This window comes from Pseudomonas citronellolis (genome assembly GCF_900112375.1).
GTDB classification, from domain to species: Bacteria; Pseudomonadota; Gammaproteobacteria; order Pseudomonadales; family Pseudomonadaceae; genus Pseudomonas; species Pseudomonas citronellolis.
In genome coordinates this window covers 46,038-68,652 of record NZ_FOLS01000024.1, presented here as the reverse complement: position 1 = coordinate 68,652, position 22,615 = coordinate 46,038, and the positions used below count along the sequence as shown (strand labels likewise).

Annotated in this window: 24 protein-coding genes and 1 tRNA gene; 12 read left to right on the top strand and 13 right to left on the bottom strand. The window is 68.2% G+C overall.

All coding sequences use genetic code 11. The features are described 5' to 3' along the window. Positions 1 to 15: 15 nt before the first annotated feature. Positions 16 to 612 (top strand): GrpB family protein, encoded by a 597-nt coding sequence (locus BM060_RS21585; protein WP_074982846.1) that lies wholly within the window; start codon positions 16 to 18, stop codon positions 610 to 612. Positions 613 to 745: 133 nt separating this feature from the next. Continuing rightward, positions 746 to 1,075, top strand: coding sequence for an excalibur calcium-binding domain-containing protein (locus BM060_RS21580; protein WP_043268778.1), 330 nt, complete (start codon positions 746 to 748; stop codon positions 1,073 to 1,075). A gap of 125 nt (positions 1,076 to 1,200) precedes the next feature. Here BM060_RS21580 and BM060_RS21575 read toward each other — a convergent pair whose 3' ends face one another. Continuing rightward, positions 1,201 to 1,497 (bottom strand): helix-turn-helix domain-containing protein, encoded by a 297-nt coding sequence (locus BM060_RS21575; protein WP_043318763.1) that lies wholly within the window; start codon positions 1,495 to 1,497, stop codon positions 1,201 to 1,203. Between the two features lie 180 nt (positions 1,498 to 1,677). Here BM060_RS21575 and BM060_RS21570 point away from each other — a divergent pair, with 180 nt between their 5' ends. Next, positions 1,678 to 1,935 (top strand): hypothetical protein, encoded by a 258-nt coding sequence (locus tag BM060_RS21570; RefSeq protein WP_074982844.1) that lies wholly within the window; start codon positions 1,678 to 1,680, stop codon positions 1,933 to 1,935. Between the two features lie 37 nt (positions 1,936 to 1,972). Here BM060_RS21570 and BM060_RS21565 read toward each other — a convergent pair. From BM060_RS21565 to BM060_RS21520, 9 genes are all read right to left on the bottom strand, one after another. Next, a tRNA-Sec gene (locus tag BM060_RS21565) sits at positions 1,973 to 2,068 on the bottom strand. 139 nt (positions 2,069 to 2,207) lie between these two features. Next, positions 2,208 to 2,606 (bottom strand): type II toxin-antitoxin system YafO family toxin, encoded by a 399-nt coding sequence (locus tag BM060_RS21560; RefSeq protein ID WP_135499953.1) that lies wholly within the window; start codon positions 2,604 to 2,606, stop codon positions 2,208 to 2,210. Between the two features lie 336 nt (positions 2,607 to 2,942). Then, entirely contained in the window at positions 2,943 to 4,874 is a 1,932-nt protein-coding gene (gene selB, locus BM060_RS21555) for a selenocysteine-specific translation elongation factor (protein WP_074982841.1), read from the bottom strand. Continuing rightward, positions 4,871 to 6,277: an L-seryl-tRNA(Sec) selenium transferase gene (selA, locus tag BM060_RS21550; RefSeq protein WP_074982839.1), complete on the bottom strand. Its 1,407-nt coding sequence runs from the start codon at positions 6,275 to 6,277 to the stop codon at positions 4,871 to 4,873. Before selA ends, selB begins: the two co-directional genes overlap by 4 nt. A 95-nt stretch (positions 6,278 to 6,372) precedes the next feature. Further along, on the bottom strand, positions 6,373 to 7,305 hold the full coding sequence (fdhE, locus tag BM060_RS21545; RefSeq protein WP_074982837.1) for a formate dehydrogenase accessory protein FdhE: 933 nt from the start codon (positions 7,303 to 7,305) through the stop codon (positions 6,373 to 6,375). 170 nt (positions 7,306 to 7,475) lie between these two features. Then, positions 7,476 to 8,102 (bottom strand): formate dehydrogenase subunit gamma, encoded by a 627-nt coding sequence (locus BM060_RS21540; RefSeq protein WP_074982835.1) that lies wholly within the window; start codon positions 8,100 to 8,102, stop codon positions 7,476 to 7,478. Between the two features lie 81 nt (positions 8,103 to 8,183). Next, a complete protein-coding gene (gene fdxH, locus BM060_RS21535; protein WP_074982833.1) occupies positions 8,184 to 9,116 on the bottom strand; it encodes a formate dehydrogenase subunit beta in 933 nt (310 codons plus the stop codon). Beyond that, positions 9,113 to 12,208, bottom strand: coding sequence for a formate dehydrogenase-N subunit alpha (gene fdnG / locus BM060_RS21530; protein WP_143096600.1), 3,096 nt, complete (start codon positions 12,206 to 12,208; stop codon positions 9,113 to 9,115). The genes fdxH and fdnG overlap by 4 nt, the downstream gene beginning before the upstream one ends. Positions 12,209 to 12,377: 169 nt before the next feature. Then, a complete protein-coding gene (locus BM060_RS21520) occupies positions 12,378 to 12,572 on the bottom strand; it encodes a hypothetical protein (RefSeq protein ID WP_074982828.1) in 195 nt (64 codons plus the stop codon). 198 nt (positions 12,573 to 12,770) lie between these two features. On the opposite strand from BM060_RS21520, the gene BM060_RS21515 reads away from it, so the two are divergent. From BM060_RS21515 to BM060_RS21505, 3 genes are all read left to right on the top strand, one after another. Beyond that, entirely contained in the window at positions 12,771 to 14,798 is a 2,028-nt protein-coding gene (locus BM060_RS21515) for an NADPH-dependent 2,4-dienoyl-CoA reductase (RefSeq protein WP_074982826.1), read from the top strand. 334 nt (positions 14,799 to 15,132) lie between these two features. Next, entirely contained in the window at positions 15,133 to 15,411 is a 279-nt protein-coding gene (locus BM060_RS21510) for a type II toxin-antitoxin system RelE/ParE family toxin (protein WP_074982824.1), read from the top strand. Between the two features lie 14 nt (positions 15,412 to 15,425). Then, the gene (locus tag BM060_RS21505) at positions 15,426 to 15,713 is read left to right on the top strand and encodes a HigA family addiction module antitoxin (protein ID WP_043318788.1); all 288 of its coding nucleotides are present in this window, start codon (positions 15,426 to 15,428) and stop codon (positions 15,711 to 15,713) included. 253 nt (positions 15,714 to 15,966) lie between these two features. Here BM060_RS21505 and BM060_RS21500 read toward each other — a convergent pair whose 3' ends face one another. Then, positions 15,967 to 16,401, bottom strand: coding sequence for an SRPBCC family protein (locus BM060_RS21500; protein ID WP_074982822.1), 435 nt, complete (start codon positions 16,399 to 16,401; stop codon positions 15,967 to 15,969). A gap of 89 nt (positions 16,402 to 16,490) precedes the next feature. On the opposite strand from BM060_RS21500, the gene BM060_RS21495 reads away from it, so the two are divergent. The 5 genes from BM060_RS21495 (at position 16,491) to BM060_RS21475 (ending at position 20,798) form a co-directional block, all read left to right on the top strand. Continuing rightward, a complete protein-coding gene (locus BM060_RS21495; protein ID WP_074982820.1) occupies positions 16,491 to 16,940 on the top strand; it encodes a DMT family transporter in 450 nt (149 codons plus the stop codon). 155 nt (positions 16,941 to 17,095) lie between these two features. Continuing rightward, complete coding sequence (locus tag BM060_RS21490; RefSeq protein ID WP_074982818.1) at positions 17,096 to 18,340, top strand: DUF1835 domain-containing protein; 1,245 nt, start codon at positions 17,096 to 17,098, stop codon at positions 18,338 to 18,340. 47 nt (positions 18,341 to 18,387) lie between these two features. Continuing rightward, entirely contained in the window at positions 18,388 to 18,825 is a 438-nt protein-coding gene (locus tag BM060_RS21485; protein ID WP_074982816.1) for a YkgJ family cysteine cluster protein, read from the top strand. Positions 18,826 to 18,877: 52 nt separating this feature from the next. After that, positions 18,878 to 20,227, top strand: a complete 1,350-nt coding sequence (locus BM060_RS21480) for an MATE family efflux transporter (protein WP_074982814.1) — start codon at positions 18,878 to 18,880, stop codon at positions 20,225 to 20,227. A 112-nt stretch (positions 20,228 to 20,339) separates the two neighbouring features. Then, complete coding sequence (locus tag BM060_RS21475; RefSeq protein ID WP_074982812.1) at positions 20,340 to 20,798, top strand: DUF2214 family protein; 459 nt, start codon at positions 20,340 to 20,342, stop codon at positions 20,796 to 20,798. Here BM060_RS21475 and BM060_RS21470 read toward each other — a convergent pair. After that, positions 20,795 to 21,628, bottom strand: a complete 834-nt coding sequence (locus BM060_RS21470) for an arylamine N-acetyltransferase family protein (protein WP_074982810.1) — start codon at positions 21,626 to 21,628, stop codon at positions 20,795 to 20,797. The two genes, BM060_RS21475 and BM060_RS21470, sit on opposite strands and share 4 nt — an antisense overlap. Beyond that, positions 21,625 to 21,837: a hypothetical protein gene (locus tag BM060_RS21465; protein WP_074982808.1), complete on the bottom strand. Its 213-nt coding sequence runs from the start codon at positions 21,835 to 21,837 to the stop codon at positions 21,625 to 21,627. Before BM060_RS21465 ends, BM060_RS21470 begins: the two co-directional genes overlap by 4 nt. 184 nt (positions 21,838 to 22,021) lie before the next feature. Here BM060_RS21465 and BM060_RS21460 point away from each other — a divergent pair, with 184 nt between their 5' ends. Continuing rightward, positions 22,022 to 22,582, top strand: coding sequence for an NADPH-dependent FMN reductase (locus BM060_RS21460; RefSeq protein WP_074982806.1), 561 nt, complete (start codon positions 22,022 to 22,024; stop codon positions 22,580 to 22,582). The last annotated feature ends 33 nt before the right edge of the window (positions 22,583 to 22,615 follow it).

The following is a 22,615-nucleotide window of genomic DNA, read 5'->3' as shown; positions in this document are numbered from 1 at the left end:
CAGCCAGGACACCCCATGATCCAGCCCCCCACCTTCGACGGCCAACGCTGGAGCAACGCCGAAGCCCACCGCATCGAACTGGCAGAAGCCAACCCGGACTGGCCCCGGCGCTTCGCCGAGGAAGCCGACGCCATCGCCAGCGCCCTGGCCCTGCCCGGCCTGAAGATCGAACACTTCGGCAGCACGGCGGTGCCCGGCCTGAAGGCCAAGCCGATCATCGACATCCTCCTGCTGCCCCCGCCCGACGCCGACTGGCAAAGCCTGGTCGCCCCACTGGAAGCCCTCGGCTACCAATACTGGCGCGACAACCCGGCGCCGCAGCGGATGTTCTTCGTCAAGGGCATGCCGCCCCAGGGCCAGGGCAGAACCCACCACGTCCACGTCATGAACCTGGCCGACGCCGACCGCCACCTGATCTTCCGCAACTGGCTGCGCAACCATCCGCAGGACGCGGCGGAATACCAAAGCCTCAAGGAACGACTGGCAGAACGCTTCCCCACCGACCGCGAGGCCTACACGCAAGGCAAGGACGAGTTGGTGGCCCGGATACTGGGCAAGGCCCTGCAAGAGGGCCGCGACTCAGGTGGATCGGCACAGGGAGCCAGGACGTAGGATGGGTTGAGCGCCAGCGATACCCATGCGGTCACGGTGATGTGTATCGCTACGCTCAACGCCATCCTACGCAGTGCAATGCCTGCGGGTTCGCCACTAGAATCCGCCCATCCCCCAGGACTCGGTGAACCTCATGAAGAAATGGATTCTGCTGATCGCCCTCGCCCTGCTCGCCTGGCAGTACATGGACAACCCGTCCTGGCAGAACCATTTCTCCCGCTCAAAGCCGGCTCCGATGAGCGTCGCGGAAGATACCGACGAACCGACCACCGACCTGATGCCGCCGGCGGCAAACACCACACCCGCCAGCCCTGCTCTCGATGTCCGCTGCGATGGCCGCAAGTACTGCTCGCAAATGACCTCCTGCGCCGAGGCCAAGGCGTTTCTGCGCAGTTGCCCGGGAATGAAGATGGATGGGGACGGCGACGGGATTCCCTGCGAGGAGCAGTGGTGTAGGATGTAGCGTGATTGGGCCGGGCAACCAACGCCAGGCCAGAACGTGAGCCCATGCCGCCAATGATGGGTATCGCTGCGCTCAACGCCATCCTACGGGTGCGGCAGCCAAACGTTCGTTCCCAGCCGGCCTCCTTACGAGTCGGATGAGCCCGCGCACGCCCCAGGAGAGGAGCTTCGATCAGCCCCCTCCTCTTCATAGCCAGGGCTCGTCTGGCCAATCTCTGGCATTACCTCCCCCGTCAAAATCCACCAGCGAAACTGAGGAAATACCTTGGCGATGGCCAGGATTTCCTCTTCCTTGATCTCCCGGTTTTTCGAAGGGTTCTTCAGGTTGCTCCAGGTGTACCGGCTAATGCCTGTCATTTCCTCAAGCTTGGGGAGACGTATGTCTGTCCACGAGAGAATGGTTATGACGCGCTCTTTGATCATAAGAAATTCATCTATATATGCTATAGCCAAAATGACTCAAGCCAAATAAGATCAATTTCGACTAGAGCTAAATTGACTCGAGTTAAATCAAAACACCACCTCGCATAGTGCAGTAAAGGCTGAGCATGTGGAAGTACTCACAGCCTGGTCGCACTAGGCATCTCACGGATGAAATTCGCGATGATCAAATTCGACGCTTCTACTGCCATGGCTATGTTGGGCAAGACCATCGATGTGGACGTTCCCCTGCATGAGGCACCCTACCGGGAAAGCTACCGCGTGCGCATCGTAGGGGTAGCACTGACGCTGGAGGATGAACGCCCCTACTTCCTGGTCCGCGATCCAAAAGACCCACGACGCTTTCCGGAAGAATTGCTATGGAGCGATATCCACAGCCTGCAAGTAATCGACGACGAGACGCCAGCCAGCGAAACCTGAAAGTTATCGCAGCGAAGACAGAATAATCGGAGGGAATTGGCGGAAGGCAGTGAGAGTCGAACTCACCCAGGAACGGCTGCCGTCCCCCACCGGGTTTGAAGCCCGGCCACGCCACCGGGCGTGATTGCCTTCCATATCGATCTACAAGGCGTTTTCGCCAGCTTCCGTTGCCGACTCCGGTGGAGTGTCGAAGAAGTGTCGAAAATCCCTGGACGCATCACTGCCCAGAACAGCGATGCCGTTTCTTCCATCAAGAGCAACGGCCATTTCAATCACGGCTCATAGTCTTCCGGCGGCTCGAAGCAATGAAGCCTGCCATCCAGCCAGGGATCGACTATATCCACTTTCAATGTGCGGATGTAGCTTTGGAAGCGCGAGTCCTTATGCGCATGAGGGCCGAATACGGACAGCATCAAATAACGGTTTTCCGGGAGGTCCTGCGCATAGAGCAGCCACAGGTCATGCTCCGACTCGCTGTCTTTCACGGTGCGTTTGAAGGGATCGCCGATTTTGCTCCAGCGCAGCAGGACCACTCGGCTATCGGTCAACTGGACATGGCCGAAAGGCACCTGCCAAAGAGAGGCATCACGCCCCCAATGGGACGGATGAATATCGCAGACCTTCAGGTTGTAGAAATCGACGTACAGGTCGTGCCAGGCGGGGAGGTTCATGAAGCTGTCGGTTACGAAGACTCGCGCAATCGACACGCAACCTCACTTAGAGTCCGGAAGCTTCCCGGTCTCGACAAAGTATTGATATTGGGCGTCCCCGGCACGCGCGGCCTGTTCCACGACCGCGAGCGGATCACGCGCGCCTTTCTTGGTCCTGGGCTTGGGCTTGCCGGTAGGTTTGGCCGCGGGCCGGCCAACAAGGTGCATCACCATAAAATCCCTCCTGAAACGGGGATTGCAATGCTCACCATGGTAAGCGCTGCTGCTTTTTTGAGCAATCAGACCTGCCTTGCCGCCATTGGCCTGCAGTCTTGGTGATCACCATGATGGCGGCACTCAGGCAGTTCGCTCTGCATTGACGCCTGCCCCGAGCGCCAACGCCGAATCCTCCCGAACCCTCCGCTCATTGCCGAACCGCCGGGTAAAGCCGATGCGGTCGAAGTATTCCAGTAGCTGGATGCTGCGCTTGCGGCCTATGCCGATGCGGTCGCGGAAGGCGGCGGCGCGGATCAGGCCTTGTTCGGCGTGGAGTTGCAGGGCTTGTTGGGCCAGTTGGCGGAGGATTTCGTCGGGGTAGAACAAGTCTTTCACCACCTGGTGCAGTTGGCCGAGGCGGGCGAGTTTTCGCAGCAGCAGGCGCATGGCGGCTTCGTCGACCTGCAGTTCACGGGCCAGGTCGCGGGTCCAGGGGGGGTCGTAGGCGCCGGCTTGCAGCAGGGGGCGGATGCGTTCGCGCAGGGCTTCGTCTTCGGCGCCCAGCTGTACGCGGTGGTCCGGCAGGTGCAGCCAGGGGCCGCTGCTTTCCACGGTCTTGCTGGCCAGGGCCTGTTCCAGCAGGGCGATGAAGATCGGGCGTTCCAGTTGCGCGAAGGCGTAGCGGCGCAGGCGGTCGCGGTCGGGGCCGAGTTCGTCGGGTTGTTCGGCGTGGAAGCGGGCCAGGGCTTGCAGCAGGTGTTCGCCCAGGGCGTACCAGCGTTCGGCGGTGAACAGGCGCGGGCCGCCGCGGGTGGGGATTTCCAGCAGTTCGGCGGGCAGTTGCCAGCTTGCCCGGGGGCGGTTGAATTGGCGGGCCAGCAGTTTGGGATCCAGGCCGTTTTCGGCGTGTTGCAGCAGCACCGGCAGGGCCTGTTCCAGGCCTTCGCCGCGCAGGGCCTGGAGTTGTGCCAGACGCTCCGGGCTGCGGCGGTTGCGGGCCGGGGCGAAGGGGTCGAGCACGCGGCCGCCGCCGAGGGTGCGTTGGGCGGATTGGTCGCGCAGCACCAGGCGGTCGCCGTGCACGGTTTGCACGGGAGCGTTCAGCACGAGCTGCGCGAAGGCTCTTTCGCCCGGCGCCAGGCGTTCGTCTTCCAGCAGGGCGACGCGGCCGGTCACGTCCTGGGCGCCCAGGTGCACGTGCAGCGGCGTCCAGTGGGCCAGGGCGCGGGGCTCGCCGGGAAGCAGTTGCAGGTCGATGTCGATGCGGGTGGTGGGCGCGTGCAGTTCCGGCGCCAGCAGCCAGTCGCCGCGTTTCACCTGGTCCGGGCCCAGGCGTTCGCCGGCGATGTTGACCGCCACCCGCTGGCCGGCGTGGGCCTGTTCGGCGACGCGGTTCTGGGCGTGCAGGCCGCGCACACGCACCGGGCGGCCGGCGTTGCCCAGCTGGAGTTCGTCACCCACCTTCACGCTGCCGGAGAAGGCCGTTCCGGTGACCACCAGGCCCGCGCCGCTGACGCTGAAAGCGCGGTCCACGGCCAGGCGGAAGCCGCCCTGGCTGGAGCGCTCATGGACCTCGCGGGCGGCCTTGGCCAGGGCCTGGCGCAAAGCATCTACGCCCTCCCCCGTGACGCTGGAAACCGGGTAGATCGGCGCGCCGGCCAGCGGCCCCGCAGCCAACAAGCTTTCCACTTCGGCGCGGGCTTCGGCCAGGCGCTGCGGGCTGACGCGGTCGGCCTTGCTCAGGGCCACCAGGGCGCGGGGGATGCCGAGCAGTTCGACGATGGCCAGGTGTTCGCGGGTCTGCGGCATCACGCCGTCGTCGGCGGCCACCACCAGCAGCACCAGGTCGATGCCGCTGGCGCCGGCCAGCATGTTGTGGACGAAGCGTTCGTGGCCGGGCACGTCGATGAAGCCGGTCAGCGCGCCGTCGCCGAGGTCGGCATAGACGTAGCCCAGGTCGATGGTGATGCCGCGTTCGCGCTCGGCCGGGCGGCGGTCGCCTTCCACGCCGGTGAGCGCGCGCAGCAGGGCGGTCTTGCCGTGGTCGATGTGCCCGGCGGTGCCGACGATCAAGCCTCGCCCTCCGCCAGCAGCGGCAGTTGCGCGAGGAAGGCGGCCTCGTCGTCGAGCTGGCGCAGGTCGAGCCACAGGGTGTCGTCGTCGATGCGCCCGAGCACCGGGATCGGCAGGCCGCGCAGGCGTTCTTCCAGTTCGCGCAGGGCGCGGCCGCGCAGGCGTTTGTTGCTTTGCGGGCGAAGGGCCAGGGCGGCGCTGGGTAGGCGTGCCACCGGCTGGGCGCCGCTGCCGATCATGCCCAGGGCGGCTTCCGCGCTTACCGTCCAGCCGGCGCCCAGTTGCGCGGCGAGCAGCGGCGCCAGGCGCACGGCCTGGGCCTGGATGTCGGCTTGCGGGCGGCTGAGCAGGCGCAGGGTGGTGAGGCGTTCGGCCAGGCGGTCGGGGTCGCGGTACAGGCCGAGCACGGCTTCCAGCGCGGCGAGGGTCAGCTTGTCCACGCGCAGGGCGCGCTTGAGCGGGTTCTTCTTGATCCGCCCGATCAGCTCCTTGCTGCCGAGAATCAGCCCGGCCTGGGGGCCGCCGAGAAGTTTGTCGCCGCTGAAGGTGACGATGTCGGCGCCGTCCTTCAGGGCCTCCTGCACGGTCGGTTCCTTGGGCAGGCCCCAGCGCGTCAGGTCCACCAGGGTGCCGCTGCCCAGGTCTTCCAGCAGCGGCAAGCCGTGGGCATGGGCGATGCCGGCGAGGTCGCGGGTGGCGACGCTGGCGGTGAAGCCCTGCACGCTGTAGTTGCTGGTGTGCACGCGCATGAGCAAACCGCTGCGCGGGCCGATGGCGGCTTCGTAGTCCTTGGCGTGGGTGCGGTTGGTGGTGCCGACCTCGACCAGTTTCACCCCGGCGCGGGCCATGATGTCGGGGATGCGGAAGGCACCGCCGATCTCGATCAGTTCGCCGCGCGAGATGATGCCTTCCTTGCGCGCGCCCAGGCTGTTGAGCGCCAGCAGCACGGCGGCGGCGTTGTTGTTGACCACGGTGACCGCCTCGGCGCCGGTCAGCTCGCGGATCAGCCCGGTGATGAGGTCGTCGCGGTCGCCACGCCTGCCGCTGGCCAGGTCGAATTCGAGGTTCAGCGGGTAGCGCGCAGCCATTGTGATGGCTTCGATGGCTTCTTCCGGCAGCAGGGCGCGGCCGAGGTTGGTGTGCAGCACGGTGCCGGTGAGGTTGAACACCCGCCGCACACGGCTGGCGTGGTGCGCGGCCAGGCGTTCGCCGGCGCGGCCGGCGAGCACCGCTTCGCTCAGTTCCACGGCGGCGAGCTGGCCGTGGCGGGCCGGCTCGCGCAGTTCGTCGAGCAGGTCGCGCAGGGTGCCGAGCAGGGCTTCGCGGCCGTAGCGCTGTTGCAGCGGGGCGCAGGCCGGGCTGCGCAGCAGGCGGTCGATGGAGGGCAGGCGGGCGGAGGTCATGCGCGGTCCTGTCTGGTGCTTCGAGGGTTGGGGAGGCGATGGGTATCGTCGCGGGCTCCTCAACCCATCCTACGGGGGTCTGGATGCAGTCTAGGTCAGTCTGCGCCGCCGGGGGACAGCAGCAGGTTGGGCGCGCTGCGCAGGTAGCCTTCCTCGGCCAGGCGGATGTCCAGGGCCAGGCTGGCGAGGTCGTCGGCCTGGGGCTCGGTGGCTTCGTCGTGCTCCAGGTAGCACTGCTTGAGGTAGGCCTGGCAGTTGGGGCAGACCTCGGCGCGCAGCGGGGCATGGATGACCTCGCGGCTGTCGCTCTGCTCCGACAGGTAGAACAGGCCCTTGCTCTGTCGGCAGTGGCTGCACTTGATGCGCACGTAGTGCCACTGGCAGGAGCACAGCGAGCAGGCCAGGTAGCGCAGGCCGTTGTACTTGCCGCGATTGTGGATGACGCCGGCCACCGGCGGCGAGCCGCAGGCCGGGCACAGGGTCTGTTCCTCGCGCTCGCTGAGCAGGCCTTCGGGCAGGCGCAGCAGCCAGTGGCTGAAGGCGACCTGCAGGGTGGCGCCGAGGAAGGGCACCAGGGCCGCCGGCAGCAGGTCGAACTGGCCGTTGAGCAGGGCCAGAGCCCAGGCCTTGCGCTGGCCGGCGTCGGCCTTGCGCAGTTGCTGCAGGGCATCGGCGATGGGGCTGGCCGGGCTGGTGGCGAAGGCCTGCAGCAGCGGGTCGAGCAGCGCCAGCCAGGCGCCTTCGCGCACCAGCACTTCGAAGCCCAGCGGCGGCATGCCGTGTTCGACGCTGCGGCGCAGGGCGGCTTCGTCGGGCATGGGCAGCGGCGGTGGGTTGTCGAGCAGGTGTTGCTGGATGTCGCACAACTCGGCCAGCAGGCTCAGGTAGTCGCCCAGGGGATGGCCTTCGGCGAGCTGGCGCAGGCGCTGACCACGCAGGGCGAAGAGCTGCGGCGAGGGCAGCTTGAGGAACGGGGGGATGTTGGCGGCGGCTTCGATCTGGCCGGGTTCGAGGATTTGGCCTGGCACGCAGGACTCCTTGGTCGGTGGTTTCAGGGATGGGGCGAATCGTCTGGATCAGCCGCCTTTCCCTCTCCCTAGCCCTCTCCCTGAAGGGAGAGGGGACTGTTCGGTGTATGGGTGGATGCCGTGCCCATGGGGTTCGCGAGCAAGCTCGCTCCTACAGGAGGGCAGATCGCTCAGTGGCCCTCACCCTTATCCACGCTCTTGAGCCAGGCGGCGTGGTGCTTGCGGGCCCAGGCGCGGCTGACCCAACCATAGAGCATCGCGCCCATGGAGCCCTTGACCCAGATGCCGGCATAGATGTGCACGATGATGCTGCTGATCAGCACGAAGGCGGCGAAGGCGTGCAGCAGCGCGGACAGGCGAATGACCTCGATGCCGAACCAGGCGCTGAAGTACTGGCGCCAAATCACCAGGCCGGTCACCAGCAGCGCCAGCATGCACAGCAGCAGGACCCAGAACAGCAGCTTCTGCCCGGCGTTGTAGCGGCCCACCGCAGGGAGGTTCTCCTCGCGGTTGCCGACCACGTCGCGCCACTGCTTCAGCCACTGCACGTCGCTGCGGTCGAGCAGGTTGTGGTGGGCGAAGCGCAGCACCAGGCCGAGGAAGAACACGAACATCGCCAGCCCCAGGAAGGGGTGCAGGATGCGCGTCCAGGGCCCGCCGCCGAACAGGCTGCTGAGCCAGAACAGCGCCGGGTGGAACAGCGCCAGCCCCGACAGGCCGGCGAGGATGAAGAAGATCGCCACCAGCCAGTGGTTGCTGCGCTCGTTGGCGGTATAGCGTTGGATGTCTTTTTTCATGCTGGGCTCCTCTGAGGGCCGACGAGCGCCCTCTCCCCAACCCTCTCCCCGACGGGAGAGGGGGCTGTTCGGTGCATGGGCTCAACGCGGGTCGCGCGGGTCATAGCGGTGCACCGAAGGGTCGACCTTGTGTACCGGCGCCTCCGGGTCCGGCCCCGGCTGCTCATCCTCTTCCGTGCGGTTGGGGCCGATGCGGGTGTAGTGGAAGAACCCGGCGAGCACCACCGCGCCCATGGCCAGCAGGCCCAGCGGCTTGGTGATGCCCTTCCACAGGCTGACCATCGGGCTGATGGCCGGCTTGTCGGGCAGGCCGGCGTACAGCGAGGGCTGGTCGTTGTGGTGCAGCACGTACATCACGTGGGTGCCGCCGACGCCTTCGGGGTCATACAGCCCGGCGTGCTCGAAGCCGCGCGACTTGAGGTCCTCGATGCGTTCGGCGGCGTGCTCCTTCATGGCGTCCTTGGTGCCGAAGACGATGGCGCCGGTGGGGCAGGTCTTCACGCAGGCCGGCTCCATGCCCACGCTCACGCGGTCGGAACACAGGGTGCACTTGTAGGCCTTGTGGTCCTTCTGCGAGATGCGCGGGATGTTGAACGGGCAGCCGGTGATGCAGTAGCCGCAGCCGATGCAGTGGTCCTGGTTGAAGTCGACGATGCCGTTGGCGTATTTCACGATCGCCCCTGGGCTCGGGCAGGCCTTCAGGCAGCCCGGCTCGGCGCAGTGCATGCAGCCGTCCTTGCGGATCAGCCATTCGAGGTTGCCGTTGGGGTTCTCGTGCTCGGTGAAGCGCATCACCGTCCAGGAGTCGGCCGTCAGGTCCAGCGGGTTGTCGTACACCCCGTGGTTGTGGCCCACCTCGTCGCGCAGCTCGTTCCATTCCGAGCAGGCCACCTGGCAGGCCTTGCAGCCGATGCACTTGGACACGTCGATGAGCTTGGCCACTTCCTGCTGGTTGCGCACCGAGGGCATCGGCGTGGTGGTGGCCGAACGGGCACTGATGTCTTGCGTGCTCATGCCTCACCTCCGCTGATTTTCTCGACGTTGACCAGGAACGACTTGAACTCCGGCGTCTGCGTGTTCCCGTCGCCGACGAAGGGCGTCAGGGTGTTGGTCAGGTAGCCGTTGCGCGCCACCCCGGCGAAGCCCCAGTGCAGCGGGATGCCGACGTGGTGCACGGTCTTGCCGTCGACCTGCAGCGGGCGGATGCGCTTGGTCACCACCGCCACGGCCTTGATGTAGCCGCGGTTGGAGGAGACCTTCACGCGGTCGCCGGCAGCGATCCCCAGTTCCTTGGCCAGTACCTCGCCGATTTCCACGAACTGCTCCGGCTGGGTGATAGCGTTCAGCCGGCAATGCTTGGTCCAGAAGTGGAAGTGCTCGGTGAGGCGGTAGGTGGTGGCCGCGTAGGGGAACTCGTCGGCCTTGCCGAAGACTTCCATATCGTTCTTGAACACCCGCGCGGCCGGGTTGCTGGTGGCCTTGGGGTTGTCCTTGTGCAGCGGGTTGATGCCGATGGGCGTCTCGAACGGCTCGTAGTGCTCGGGGAAGGGCCCCTCGGCCATCTTGTCCACGGCGAAGAAGCGCGCCACCCCCTCGGGGTTCATGATGAACGGGTTCATGCCCGCTTCCGGCGGCACGTCGGGCTTGTAGTCGGGCACGTCGGTGCCGCCCCAGGCCTTGCCGTTCCACCACACCAGGCGTTTCTTCTCGGGGTCCCACGGCTTGCCGGCAAGGTCGGCCGAGGCGCGGTTGTAGAGGATGCGCCGGTTGGCCGGCCAGGCCCAGGCCCAGCCGAGGGTCTGGCCCATGGCGTAGGGGTCGGCGTTGTCGCGGCGGGCCATCTGGTTGCCCTGCTGCGTCCAGGAACCGGCGAAGATCCAGCAGCCGCTGGTGGTGCTGCCGTCGTCGCGCAGCAACGCGAAGCCGGGCAACTGCTCGCCGGCCTTGGCCAGGACCATGCCGTTCTTCGGGTCGACCAGGTCGGCCAGGGCCTTGCCGTTGTACTCCTTGGCCAGCTCTTCGGGGCTCGGCTCGTCCGGGCGCAGGTAGGGCCAGTCGAGGCCGAGGATGGCGTCGGGGAACTTGCCGCCCTCCTTCGTGTACAGCTCGCGCAGGCGGTGGTACAGCCCGGCCATGATGGCGATGTCCGGGCGCGCCTGGCCCGGCGGCTCGCCGCCCTTCCAGTGCCACTGCAGCCAGCGCCCGGAGTTGACGATGGAGCCGTCCTCCTCGGCGAAGCAGGTGGTGGGCAGGCGGATCACCGTGGTCTGGATGGCCTGGGTGTCGACGTTGTTGAAATCGCCGGCGTTGCGCCAGAACTCCGAGGTCTCGGTGGCCAGCGGGTCCATGATCACCAGCCACTTGAGCTTGGCCAGCGCGGCGCCGACCTTGCCCTTGTTGGGGAACGAGGCGATGGGGTTGAAGCCCTGGCAGAAGTACCCGTTGACCTTGCCCTGGTACATCATGTCGAACACCCGCAGCACGTCGTAGCCGGCGCCGGGCATGTCGAGCTTGGGCAGCCAGTCGAAGCACCAGTTGTTCTCCGCCGTGGCGGCCTTGCCGAACCAGGACTTCATCAGGCTGACGTGGAACTTGCTGTAGTTCTGCCAGTAGGACAGTTGCCCCGGGCGCAGCGGCTTGGCGGTGCGCTTGGCGATGTAGGCGGCGTAGTCCTGCTCGGCGTCCATGGCCAGGGTCAGGTAGCCGGGCAACGAGTTGGACAGCAGCCCCAGGTCGGTCAGGCCCTGGATGTTGGAGTGCCCGCGCAGGGCGTTCATGCCGCCGCCGGGCATGCCGATGTTGCCCAGCAGCAGCTGCACCATGGCGCCGGTGCGGATCATCTGCGCACCCACCGAGTGCTGCGTCCAGCCCAGGGCGTACATGATGGTCATGGCCTTGCCGGGGGCCGAGGTCTCGGCGATCTCGGCCCAGACCTTGAGCATCATGTCCTTGGGCGTGCCGCAGATGTTGCTGACCACGTCCGGCGTGTAGCGGCTGTAGTGCTGGCGCAGCAGGTTGAACACGCAGCGCGGGTGCTGCAGCGTGGGGTCGACCTTGGCGAAGCCGTCCTCGCCGCGCTCGTAGTTCCACGCGGACTTGTCCGGGTAGCTGCGCTTCTCGGCGTCGTAGCCGTTGAACAGGCCGTCCTCGAAGCCGAAGCCTTCCTGCACGATGAAGGCGGCGTCGGTGTAGTGCTCGACGTATTCCTTCTGGTACTTGCCGTTCTCGATCAGGTAGCTGATCAGGCCGCCGAGGAAGGCGATGTCCGTCCCCGTGCGGATGGGCGCGTAGTAGTCGGCCACCGAGGCTGAGCGGGTGAAGCGCGGGTCCACCACCAGCAGGCGCGCCTTGTTGTGCGCCTTGGCTTCGGTCACCCATTTGAAGCCGCAGGGGTGCGCCTCGGCCGCGTTGCCGCCCATGATGAGGATCAGATCGGCATTCTTGATGTCGGTCCAGTGGTTGGTCATGGCTCCACGGCCAAACGTCGGGGCAAGACTTGCCACCGTCGGGCCGTGTCAGACACGCGCTTGGTTATCGAACCCCAGGATGCCGAGGGAACGCACCACCTTGTGGGTGATGTAGCCCGCTTCGTTGGAAGACGCCGAGGCGGCCAGGAAGCCGGTGGTCAGCCAGCGGTTCACCGTCTGGCCCTGGGCGTTCTTCTCGATGAAGTTGGCGTCGCGGTCGTCCTTCATCAGGCGGGCGATGCGGTCCAGCGCCTCGTCCCACTCGATGCGCTTCCACTCGCCGGAGCCGGGCTCGCGGATCTGCGGGTACTTCAGGCGGTTGGGGCTGTGGACGAAGTCCAGCAGGCCCGCGCCTTTCGGGCAGAGGGTGCCGCGGTTGACCGGGTGGTCGCCGTCGCCCTCGATGTGGATGATGTTCTGGGTGACGTTCTTGGCCGCGTCGCCCTGGCTGTACATGAGGATGCCGCAGCCTACCGAGCAATAGGTGCAGGTGTTGCGGGTCTCGGTGGTGCGTTCGAGCTTGAAGTGGCGGATCTGTTCGGCGAAGGCCTCCGGGGGCGCCATGCCGAGGGCCGCAAGGCTTGATCCTCCAAGGCCGACGGCGGCGACCTTGAAGAATTGCCGACGGTTCATGTCCATCGTGCGTCTCCTGATCAGGCAAAGGGCGCCCAGTACCTGGCCAGGCGCCTCTGTTTAAAAGATAGCCAACCTGGCACTTTGTGCCAGGGCAAGCCATAGGGAGCAGGCGCAGACTCTGCCTGAAAAGACCGATTCGCTTTCCTGACCCGCGTCAGCACGCGGGGCCGGGTCAGCGGAAATAAAGCAGTACCTGCAAATCGGTACGCGAGGGGTAGGAACAGATCAGCTGGCCGTCGTCGCCCAGGCAGGAGGGCTGCAGGTCCTGGTTGACGGTCTCGTGCAGCCCCAGCAGGAGCAGGCCCAGCAGCGCGGCGAGCAGGTAGTGGCGATAGTGCCGCAGGTGCTTTCTTCTTGTGCTGTTCATGACAACCTCCCGCGCAAGCCTGTCAGGGAACCGGGGGCGGCGAAAGCTGCCGCCCCACCGTTCCAGTGTGTGCCCGCTGCGCCAGCTGTCAAGCCGCGGCGGCTTGGCCCAAATGCCCGCGGCAGCCGTCAGCCGGGCCGTTCACCGGCGCCGCGCAACTTCCTATGGTGCGCTCATCGCCCTGCCGACGAAGCCAGCATGCACGCCACCGACGCCAGCCCCTACCCTCACCTGCTCGCCCCGCTGCGGATCGGCCCGCTGCAGCTGCGCAACCGCGTGGTCATGGGCTCCATGCACACCGGCCTGGAGGACCGCCTGTGGGACTTCGGCAAGCTCGCCGCCTACTACCGCGAGCGCGCCCGCGGCGGCGTGGGGCTGATCATCACCGGCGGCTTCGCGCCCAACCGCGAGGGCTGGCTGCTGCCGCTGGGCAGCGACCTGACCGGCAGCCTGCAGGTGCCGGCGCACCGCCGCCTGACCCAGGCGGTGCACGCCGAGGGCGGGCGCATCCTGCTGCAGATCCTCCACGCCGGGCGCTACGGCTACCACCCGCTGGTGGTCTCGGCCTCGCCGCTCAAGTCGCCGATCAGCTGGTTCGCCCCGCGTGAGCTGTCCGAGCGCGGCATCGCCCGCACCATCGCCGCCTTCGGCCGCTGCGCGCGCCTGGCCCGCGCCGCCGGCTACGACGGGGTGGAAATCATGGGCAGCGAGGGCTACCTGCTGAACCAGTTCCTCTGCCCGCGCGGCAACCGCCGCCAGGACCGCTGGGGCGGCAGCCTGGAGAACCGCATGCGCCTGGCGCTGGAGATCGTCCGGCGCATCCGCCGCGCGGCGGGCGAGCGCTTCGTCATCGGCTTCCGCCTGTCGCTGCTCGACCTGGTGGAAGGCGGCAATACCTGGGACGAGGTGCGCCAGGTGGCCCTGGCGCTGCAGGAGGCCGGCGTGGATGTGCTCAACAGCGGCTTCGGCTGGCACGAGTCGCGGGTGCCGACCATCGTCACCTCGGTGCCGCGCGCGGCCTTCGCCGAGGTGACCGCGCGCCTGCGCCGCGAGCTGCGCATCCCGCTCATCGCCAGCAACCGCATCAACACCCCGGAGCTGGCCGAGGCGCTGCTCGCCAGCGGCCAGGCCGACCTGGTGTCCCTGGCCCGGCCGCTGCTGGCCGACCCGCAGTTCGTGCAGAAGGCCGCCGCCGGCCAGCCCGGGCGCATCAACACCTGCATCGCCTGCAACCAGGCCTGCCTCGACCACGCCTTCGCCAACCGCCGCGCCAGCTGCCTGGTCAACCCGCGCGCCGCCCACGAGACCGAGCTGCGCTACCGCAAGGCGCGCCAGCCCAAGCGCATCGCGGTGATCGGCGCCGGCCCCGCCGGGCTCTCGGCGGCCTGCGTGGCGGCCGAGCGCGGCCACCGCGTCAGCCTGTTCGAGGCCAGCGGCGCGATCGGCGGACAGTTCAACCTGGCCCGGCGCATCCCCGGCAAGGAAGAGTTCGGCGAAACCCTGCGCTACTTCGCCGTGCGCCTGGCCGAGCTGGGCGTGGACCTGCAGCTGAACCGGCATATCGCCCGCGGTGAGCTGCAAGGGCAGTTCGACGAGGTGATAGTCGCCACCGGCATCCGCCCGCGCCGGCTGCAGTTGCCGGGCATCGAGCATCCCAGGGTGCTCGGCTACCTCGACGTGCTGAACGGCGCGCCGGTGGGCCGGAAGGTGGCGCTGATCGGCGCCGGCGGCATCGGCTTCGACGTCGCCAGCTTCCTGCTCGCCGAACGCGAAGGCCCGCAGCCGCTGGGCCAGTGGCTGGGCGAATGGGGCATCGACCTGGACAACAGCACGCCAGGCGGGCTGCGCAGGCCCACGCCGATCACGCCGAAACGCCAGCTCTGGCTGCTGCAGCGCAAACCGGGCACGCCCGGCGCCGGCCTGGGCAAGACCAGCGGCTGGGTCCACCGCGCCCACCTGAGGCACCACCAGGTGCGGATGCTGGGCGGCGTGGAATACCTGCGCATCGACGACGCCGGCCTGCACATCCGCATGGACGGCCGCGAACAGTGCCTGGCGGTGGACAACGTGGTGATCTGCGCCGGCCAGGAACCGCTGCTGGAGCTGCACCCCACCCAGGCCGCGGAGAACCTGCGCCACCACATCATCGGCGGCGCCCGCCTGGCGCGCGAGCTGGATGCCAAGCGGGCGATCAGGGAGGGGGCGGAGTTGGGGGCGCGGTTGTGAGGGGTGTTCTGTTGGGGGGTTTGGTGCGGTTCCGCAAAGCGCCCTCTCCCTAACCCTCTCCCTGAAGGGAGAGGGGACCGTTCGGCAGAAACGGGCACCAAGCAGTCAGCCGGAAACACCTCTATGTTTCCCGGCTAAAACCTTATTCCCAGCCGGCACGGACAAGCCCCCTCTCCCTTCAGGGAGAGGGCTGGGGAGAGGGAGCGGAGGTCGGCGTAATGCCAATGCATCCGGGAGACCCCATTCGCGAGCAAGCTCGCTCCTACGAGAAGCGGCGCCATCCTACAAGCATCTCGGCTCAGGAAGCTGTAATCTATTAGATTACAGTCCGCCGATGATCAGGAGCTTCCGCCACAAGGGCCTGCGTGCCCTTTACCTGCACGGGGATCATCGCGGCGTCAGGGCTGACCATGTGTCCAGGCTGCTGCGCATCCTTGCTGCCCTGGATGCCGCCAAGGCCCCCAGGGAAATGGACCTGCCCGGTTATCGCCTGCATGGGCTGAAAGGCACGCTGCGGGGCTACTGGTCCGTCAGCGTCTCCGGCAACTGGCGGGTGATCTTCCGCTTCGAAGGCACCGACGCGGAACTGCTGGACTACCTCGACTACCACTGAGCGGAGGGCTCGCCATGGCCATGCACAACCCACCCCACCCGGGCGAAATCCTGCGCGAGGATGTTTTGCCGGCCCTGTGCCTGTCGGTCACCGCGCTGGCCGCGCACCTGGGTTTCAGCCGGCCGCACCTGTCCAAGGTGCTGCATGGCCGCGCGCCCATCAGCGCCGACCTGGCCTGGCGCCTGGAACAGGCCGGCCTGTCCAGCGCCCGGCACTGGCTGGCGATGCAGGCCGCCTACGACCTCTGGCAGGTCAGCCAGCAACCCCATCCACCGATCCCCCGCCTGCAGGCAGTGGCGTAAAGCAGGAAATCCCGTAGGAACAATTATCTGCCGGCTGCACCAGGTGCATTTCGTAGGATGGGTTGAGCCTGCGAAACCCATGCGTGTGGTGGTCACGGTGATGGGTATCGCTTCGCTCAACCCATCCTACAGGCTACGAAAAGCAGCGGCGCCTACAAGTGGCGTAGGGCGTATAACCGTTCGCGGTTATACGCCGCCTGACCTTGGCCCCAAACACACTCCGTGTTCAACCTCGAAGCGCCCGCCCCGAACTTCACGGCGAAAACCCCATCGACCAAGGCAGCTCCTCCGACTCCAGCAACGCCTTGATCGCCCGCAAATCCTTCTCCACCCACTGCGCATCGCGTTCGAAGGCGACGTCGTCCATCGCCGGCTGGCGCAGCAGGGTCAGCAGCAGTTCGCAGCCGTCGCCGTTGGCGATCAGGCGCAGGGGGATGTGGATGGGCGGGGCGTCTTCGGGCAGCACGTCGTGGTCCAGCACGCCGAACGGGTTGCGCGGCGAAAAGCGCACCCGCAGCGGCCCCTGGGGCGTCTGTGCCAGCCAGTGGTCGGCGTCCAGCGGTTCGATGGCGCTGCACAGGCCCGAAGCCCAGCGCGGGAAGTTGCGCGGCTCGGCGAGGAAGTCGTAGGCCACCTGCCAGGGGCGCTCGATGCGCGCGGCCAGGGTGCGGGAAGCGGAGGTGCCCATGGTTTCTCTCCTGGGAAGCGGGAGCGCTGCTCCGGTCTGGTGCATACTAGCCGGCTGTCCTTTTCGCTTCGACTGCCAAGGAGTACCCCATGCCCACGCCGCCCTGGTGGATGTTCGTCCTGCCGCTGATCGCCGGCGCCTGCCTGCCGCTGCAGGCGGGCATCAACGGCCAGTTGGCCAAGCAGGTGTCCAGCGTGCTGGCCGCCGCGCTGATCTCCTTCGTCGTCGGCACCTTCGGCCTGCTGGTGCTGACCCTCGCCAACCGCGAGTTCCCCGCCCTCCAGGCGCTGCGCTCGCTGCACTGGTGGCACTGGTGCGGCGGCTTCCTCGGCATGTTCTTCATCTTCATCGCCGCCTTCGCCGCGCCGCGGGTCGGCGCCCTGCTGTTCATGGTGCTGGTGCTGGCCGGCCAGCTGGGCATGGCCATGACCCTCGACCACTTCGGCTGGGCCGGCTTCAGGGAGAACCCCATCAGCGCCCTGAAGCTGGCCGGCATCGCCGCCATCGGCGTGGGCATCTGGCTGATCCGCAAGGGCTGAGCGCCGGCATTGCCCGGCGCGGGCGCCGCCGCTATAGTCGGGCGGCGGCGTCCACCACGCCACCGGTCCGCGGAAAGGGTTCGCCCAGGTGCTGCATCCGCCGACTTTCCATACGACTCCGGCCCGACAGCGGACCCGGCCCGAAAGGAGCTCGTATGTCCCCGACTTCCGGCCAAGACGGCCGTATCGACCTCGACCGCCAACGCCAGCACGCCAAGGCCCTGCTGCGCGACCTGCGCGCCGGCCAGGCGCAAGCCCTGCAACGCCTCCACGCCCAGGCCCCGCAAGGCCTCGGCCACCCGCCGCGGCTGGCCGACTGCCAGTGGCTGCTGGCGCGGGAACTGGGCTTCGCCAGTTGGCCGAAGCTCAAGGCCCACGTCGAGGCCATCGCCTTCGCCGCGCGCCACCCGGACTTCGCCAGCGGCGACGAAGCCGCCTGCCTGCACCTGCGCTGCGGCAACGACATCGCCCACAGCCTGGAACTCGCCGGCTTCCGCGGCGAGTTCCGCATGTTCGCCGACCCGCTGAGCATGGGCCCCGTGCCGGTGCTGCCGGAAGAAAGCTTCCGCCAGCTGCGCGCGGCCTTCGTCAGCCAGGCTTTCGACATTCCCGCGGTCGACGCCCTGCGCCGCACCCGGGACGAATACGCCCTGCTCGACCAACTCCCCGAGCGCCTGCGGGTGGTGCTCTGGTGCGAGGCCGATGCCTACGACCAGTTGTTCCTGATCCGCGTACTCGCCGGCCTGCCGCGCTTGCCCGAGCGCCTGGAGCTGATCGAGACCGACCGGGTGCCCGGCGTGCAGCGCTTCATCGGCATCGGCCAACTGGCCCCCGACCTGCTCGCCTGGCTCTGGCCGCAGCGCCGGCCGCTGGGCGAAGAGGCCCTGCTGCTGGCCCGCGAAGCCTGGGACGCCTACCGCCAGCCCTCGCCACAGGCCTGGGCCACGCTGGCCAGCAAACCGACACCGGCGTTGCCGCTGCTGGGCAATGCCCTGCGCCGCCAGTTGCAGGAGCTGCCCGGCGCGCGCGACGGCCTGTCGCTGACCGAACGCCTGAGCCTGGGCATAGTCGCCGAGCGCGGCGAGCTGCCCCTGGGCCGGGTGTTCGCCGAGCTGATGACGCACCGCGAGCCGTTGCCCTACCTGGGCGACCTGATGTTCCACGTGCTGATGCGCCCGCTGATCGACAGCCCCACCCCGCTGTTGCTGGAAGCCGAGCCGCAGCTGCCCTGGGCCCAGCGCCCGGTGCATCTCACCGCGCTGGGCCGCCAGGTGCTGGCCGGCGAGCGCCACGGCCTGGACCAGCTGGCCGCCGAGCGCTGGGTCGGCGGCGTGCGCCTGCGCCCGGGGCAGCCGCACTGGACGCTGGACGACGACCTGCAGCCGCGCTGGCGCGACTGACGCCGCCGTTTCGTCGAAAGGGCGCGCAATCCGCCGTCGAGGCCACTATGATTGCGCGCCCCGCAACGCACCGTGCCGCCGCCATGAGAAAACCCCCGCTGATCGCCAACGCCGAACTCGACCGCCTGGAAACCTGGGCGAAGTACAGCTCGGGCCTGTGCCGCGACTGCCACGCCACCTGCTGCACCATGCCGGTGGAAGTGCGCATCGGCGACCTCATCCGCCTGGGCGTGGTGGACGAGTTCGAACGCGAGGAGCCGGCGAAGAACATCGCCAAGCGCCTGAGCAAGGAAGGCCTGGTCGAGCGCTTCAACCAGAAGAGCGGCATCTTCACCCTCACCCGCAGCAGCAACGGCGACTGCCTGTACCTGGACCGCAAGACGCGCCTGTGCACGGTCTACGCCAAGCGCCCGGACACCTGCCGCAACCACCCGCAGGTGGGCCCGCGCCCGGGCTACTGCGCCTACCGCAAGAAGCAGGCGTAAGGCCGCGGGCGCTCCGGCCCCGCTATACTGCGGCGCTGCTGCGGAGCCTTGCATGAACCCACTGAGCGACGCCTGGCGCGATCGCCCGACCCACCGGCGGGTCTGGGCGCTGGCCGCGCCGATGATCCTGTCCAACGTTTCCGTGCCGCTGGTGACCCTGGTCGACAGCGCGGTCATCGGCCACCTGCCCCACGCCCACCAGCTGGGCGCCGTGGCCGTGGGCGGCAGCCTGTACACCCTGCTGGTGGGCGTGCTCGGCTTCCTGCGCATGGGCACCACCGGCTTCGCCGCCCAGGCCGCCGGGCGCGGCGATGGCGGCGCGCTGCGGCGCATCCTCGGCCAGGGCCTGCTGCTGGCGATGGGCCTGGCCTTGCTGCTGGGCCTGCTGGCGCTGCCGCTGACACCGGTGGCCATGGGCCTGATGAACGCCTCGCCGGAACTCGACGGCCTGGCCCGGCAGTTCTTCCACATCCGCCTGTTCGGCCTGCCCGCGGCCCTGGCCAGCTACGCGCTGATCGGCTGGCTGCTGGGCACGCAGAACGCCCGCGGGCCGCTGGCCATCCTGCTGACCACCAACCTGGTGAACATCGCCCTGGAGCTGCTCTTCGTGCTCGGCCTGGGCTGGGGCGTGGCCGGCGCCGCGCAGGCCTCGGTGATCGCCGAGTGGAGCGGCGCGGCGCTCGGCCTGTGGCTGGCCCGCGGCGCGCTGGGGCGCTTCCCCGGCGTGCCGGACTGGCGCCGCCTGCGCCGCTGGGTGAGCTGGGCGCCGCTGCTGATGGTCAACCGCGACATCTTCATCCGCAGCCTGGCGCTGCAGGGCGTGTTCTTCCTGGTGACCGTGCAGGGCGCGCGCCTGGGCGACGCCACGGTGGCAGCCAACGCCCTGCTGCTCAACGGCCTGATGATCACCTCCTACGCCCTCGACGGCCTGGCCCACGCGGTGGAGGCCCTGTGCGGCCATGCCATTGGCAGCGGCGACCGGCGCACGCTGCGCCGCTCGCTGCTGGTGGCCTGCGGCTGGTCGCTGCTGGCCAGCCTGGCCTTCGTGCTGTTCTTCGGCAGCGCCGGGCACCTGTTCATCGCCCTGCAGAGCGACATCCCCGAGGTGCGCGCGGTGGCCGACCAGTACCTGCCGTACCTCGCCGCGCTGCCCCTGATCGGCATGTGGAGCTACCTGCTGGACGGGCTGTTCATCGGCGCCACCCGCGCCCGCGAGATGCGCAACGCCATGCTCCTGGCCTGCGCCGTGAGCCTGCCGCTGGGCTGGCTGCTGCAGCCGCTGGGCAACCACGGGCTGTGGCTGGCGTTCCTCAGCTTCATGCTGCTGCGCGGGCTGATCCTCGCCGCCTACGCCTGGCGCCTGACGCGCCGCGACGCCTGGGTCGGCCTGCCCTCGGCGTGACTGGCAGGCGGCGCCGCCGCGCTCTAAAGTGCCAGGCGGCGCCCACGATCGCGCCGAGCACAACGAAGCCGTGGCGCGGACCACGGCCCACGCCTGACAAGGAACCGACGACATGGCTTCAGCCCTGGTTGCCTACCTGCACTTCATCTCCATCTTCGTGATGTTCGCCCTGCTGGTGCTGGAGCACCGCCTGTTCCAGCTGCCGCTGGACGCCAGGCGCGCCCGCAGCCTGGTGATCATCGACCTGGCCTACGGCGCCAGCGCCGGCGTCGTGCTGCTCACCGGCATCGCCCGCACCCTGTGGTTCGCCAAGGGCCTGGACTACTACCTGCACAACGCCGCCTTCCACGCCCTGGTCGGCCTGTTCGTACTGGTGGCGCTGCTGTCCATCTACCCGACGCTGACCTTCCTCAACTGGCGCAACGCGCTCAAGGCGGGCCAGGCCCCGCAGGTCGGCGAGGCCCAGGGCCGGCGGGTGACGCTGGTGATCCGCATCGAGCTGCTGGCGATGCTGATCCTACCGCTGCTGGCCAGCCTGATGGCCCACGGCATCGGCATGACCGGCAACTAGAGCAGCCGCGCCAGGGGCTCGCGCAGGGCCTCGGCGGTGGCCGGCGGCAGGCGCAGGTGGAAGCGCCCGCGCAGCACCTCGATCAGTTCGTCCACGTCGAGGATCCGCCGCTGCTCGGCGTTGCCCTTGGCATCGCGCCAGCCGAACTGGCCGTCGAGCAGGGTCAGGCGCGTGTCGCCCTCGCTGAGCGCTACCCGCAGGCTCTTGCGGAACACGCTGTCCGGGTGCGTCGAGGTGTACCAGTTGCGCGGCAGGTAATCGACCCAGTGCTGCGGTTGCAGGGTGAAGCGGTACAGTGCCTGCCAGCCGCTGGCGGTGTGCAGCGCCAACTCCAGCTCATCGCCGTCGTGGGGCGCGATGCGCCAGCCGCCGGGCAGCGCCTCGCCGATCACCAGCGGCAGCGGCCGCGGCGGGTTGGCGCCGCCGAAGCCGACATCCGCCAGGTAGGGCCCCTCGTCCAGCTCGATGCGCAGCAGCAGGTGGCTCTGCTGGGTGCGCTCGACCTCCGCCGGCATGCCCCAGCGCACCCGCGCCACCAGCAGGCTGACGCGGTAGCCAAGGCTGGCCAGAAGCCGGGCGAACAGGCTGTTCAGTTCGAAGCAGTAGCCGCCGCGGCCACCCTCGACGACCTTGGCGAAGACCGCCTCCGGCTCAATGGCGACGGGCCGCGCCAGCAGCACGTCGAGGTTCTCGAAAGGCAGGTGGTGCAGCGCCGCGTCGACCAGGCGTTCGAGGCTCTGCAGGGTCGCGGCCGGCGGCTGCGGCGGCAGGCCGAGGCGCGCCAGGCAGGCCTGCAGTTGCTGCGGGGTGAAGGGGGTGAGTGGCGTCATGGGGTTTCTCCTCGGGCCAGGGCGGCGGCCTCCAGACGGAAGCCCGGCTGCCAGCCGAGCCGGTGGCGCGCCAGCGCGGTGCTGACCTCGGTGTCCTGCTCCGCCAGGTTGTAGCACCCGGGCGCGCCCCACTCCAGCGCCAGCAATATGGGCAGCAGGCGCTTGCCCACGGCACCGGTGGCGCCGGCGAAGAAGATTCTCGTGCACATGTTCGACCTCGTCTGGAGAGTGGATGGGGCCACTCTAGGGGCGCCATGGCACAGTCAACAGAGCCAAGAATCGATTGAAAGACTGGGACATCGCCTCGCGACCGATCCGCGCAGCGCCCCCGCGAATGCCACATTTCTCGTCTATAACGAAGGTTCCCGACTTCCCTAGCCACAAGGAAATGCCATGAGCAAAGTCTTCGACGTCGCCGTGCTGGTCGGCAGCCTGCGCAAGGAATCCCTCAACCGCAAGGTGGCCCTGGCCCTGGCCGAGCGGGCCCCGGCGAACCTGAAGCTGGAGATCGTCGAGATCGGCCAGCTGCCGCTGTACAACGAGGACCTGGACGGCGACAACGCCCCGGCCGCCTACGCGCCCTTCCGCGAGCGCATCCGCCGCGCCGACGCGGTGCTGTTCGTCACCCCGGAATACAACCGCTCGGTGCCGGGGGCGCTGAAGAACGCCATCGACGTGGGCTCGCGCCCATACGGCAAGAGCGCCTGGGGCGGCAAGCCGGGCGGCGTGGTCAGCGTCTCGCCGGGGGCCATCGGCGGCTTCGGCGCCAACCACGCGCTGCGCCAGTCCCTGGTGTTCCTCGACGTGCCCTGCATGCAGCAACCGGAAACCTACCTGGGCGGCGCCGGCAACTTCTTCGACGCCGCCGGCAAGGCCAACGACCAGGTCGGGCCCTTCCTGCAGACCATCATCGACAGCTACGCCCGCTGGGTGGAGAAGATCGCCGGGGCCTGAGCCCCGCGCCGAGCCGAACCGTTTTTGTAGGAG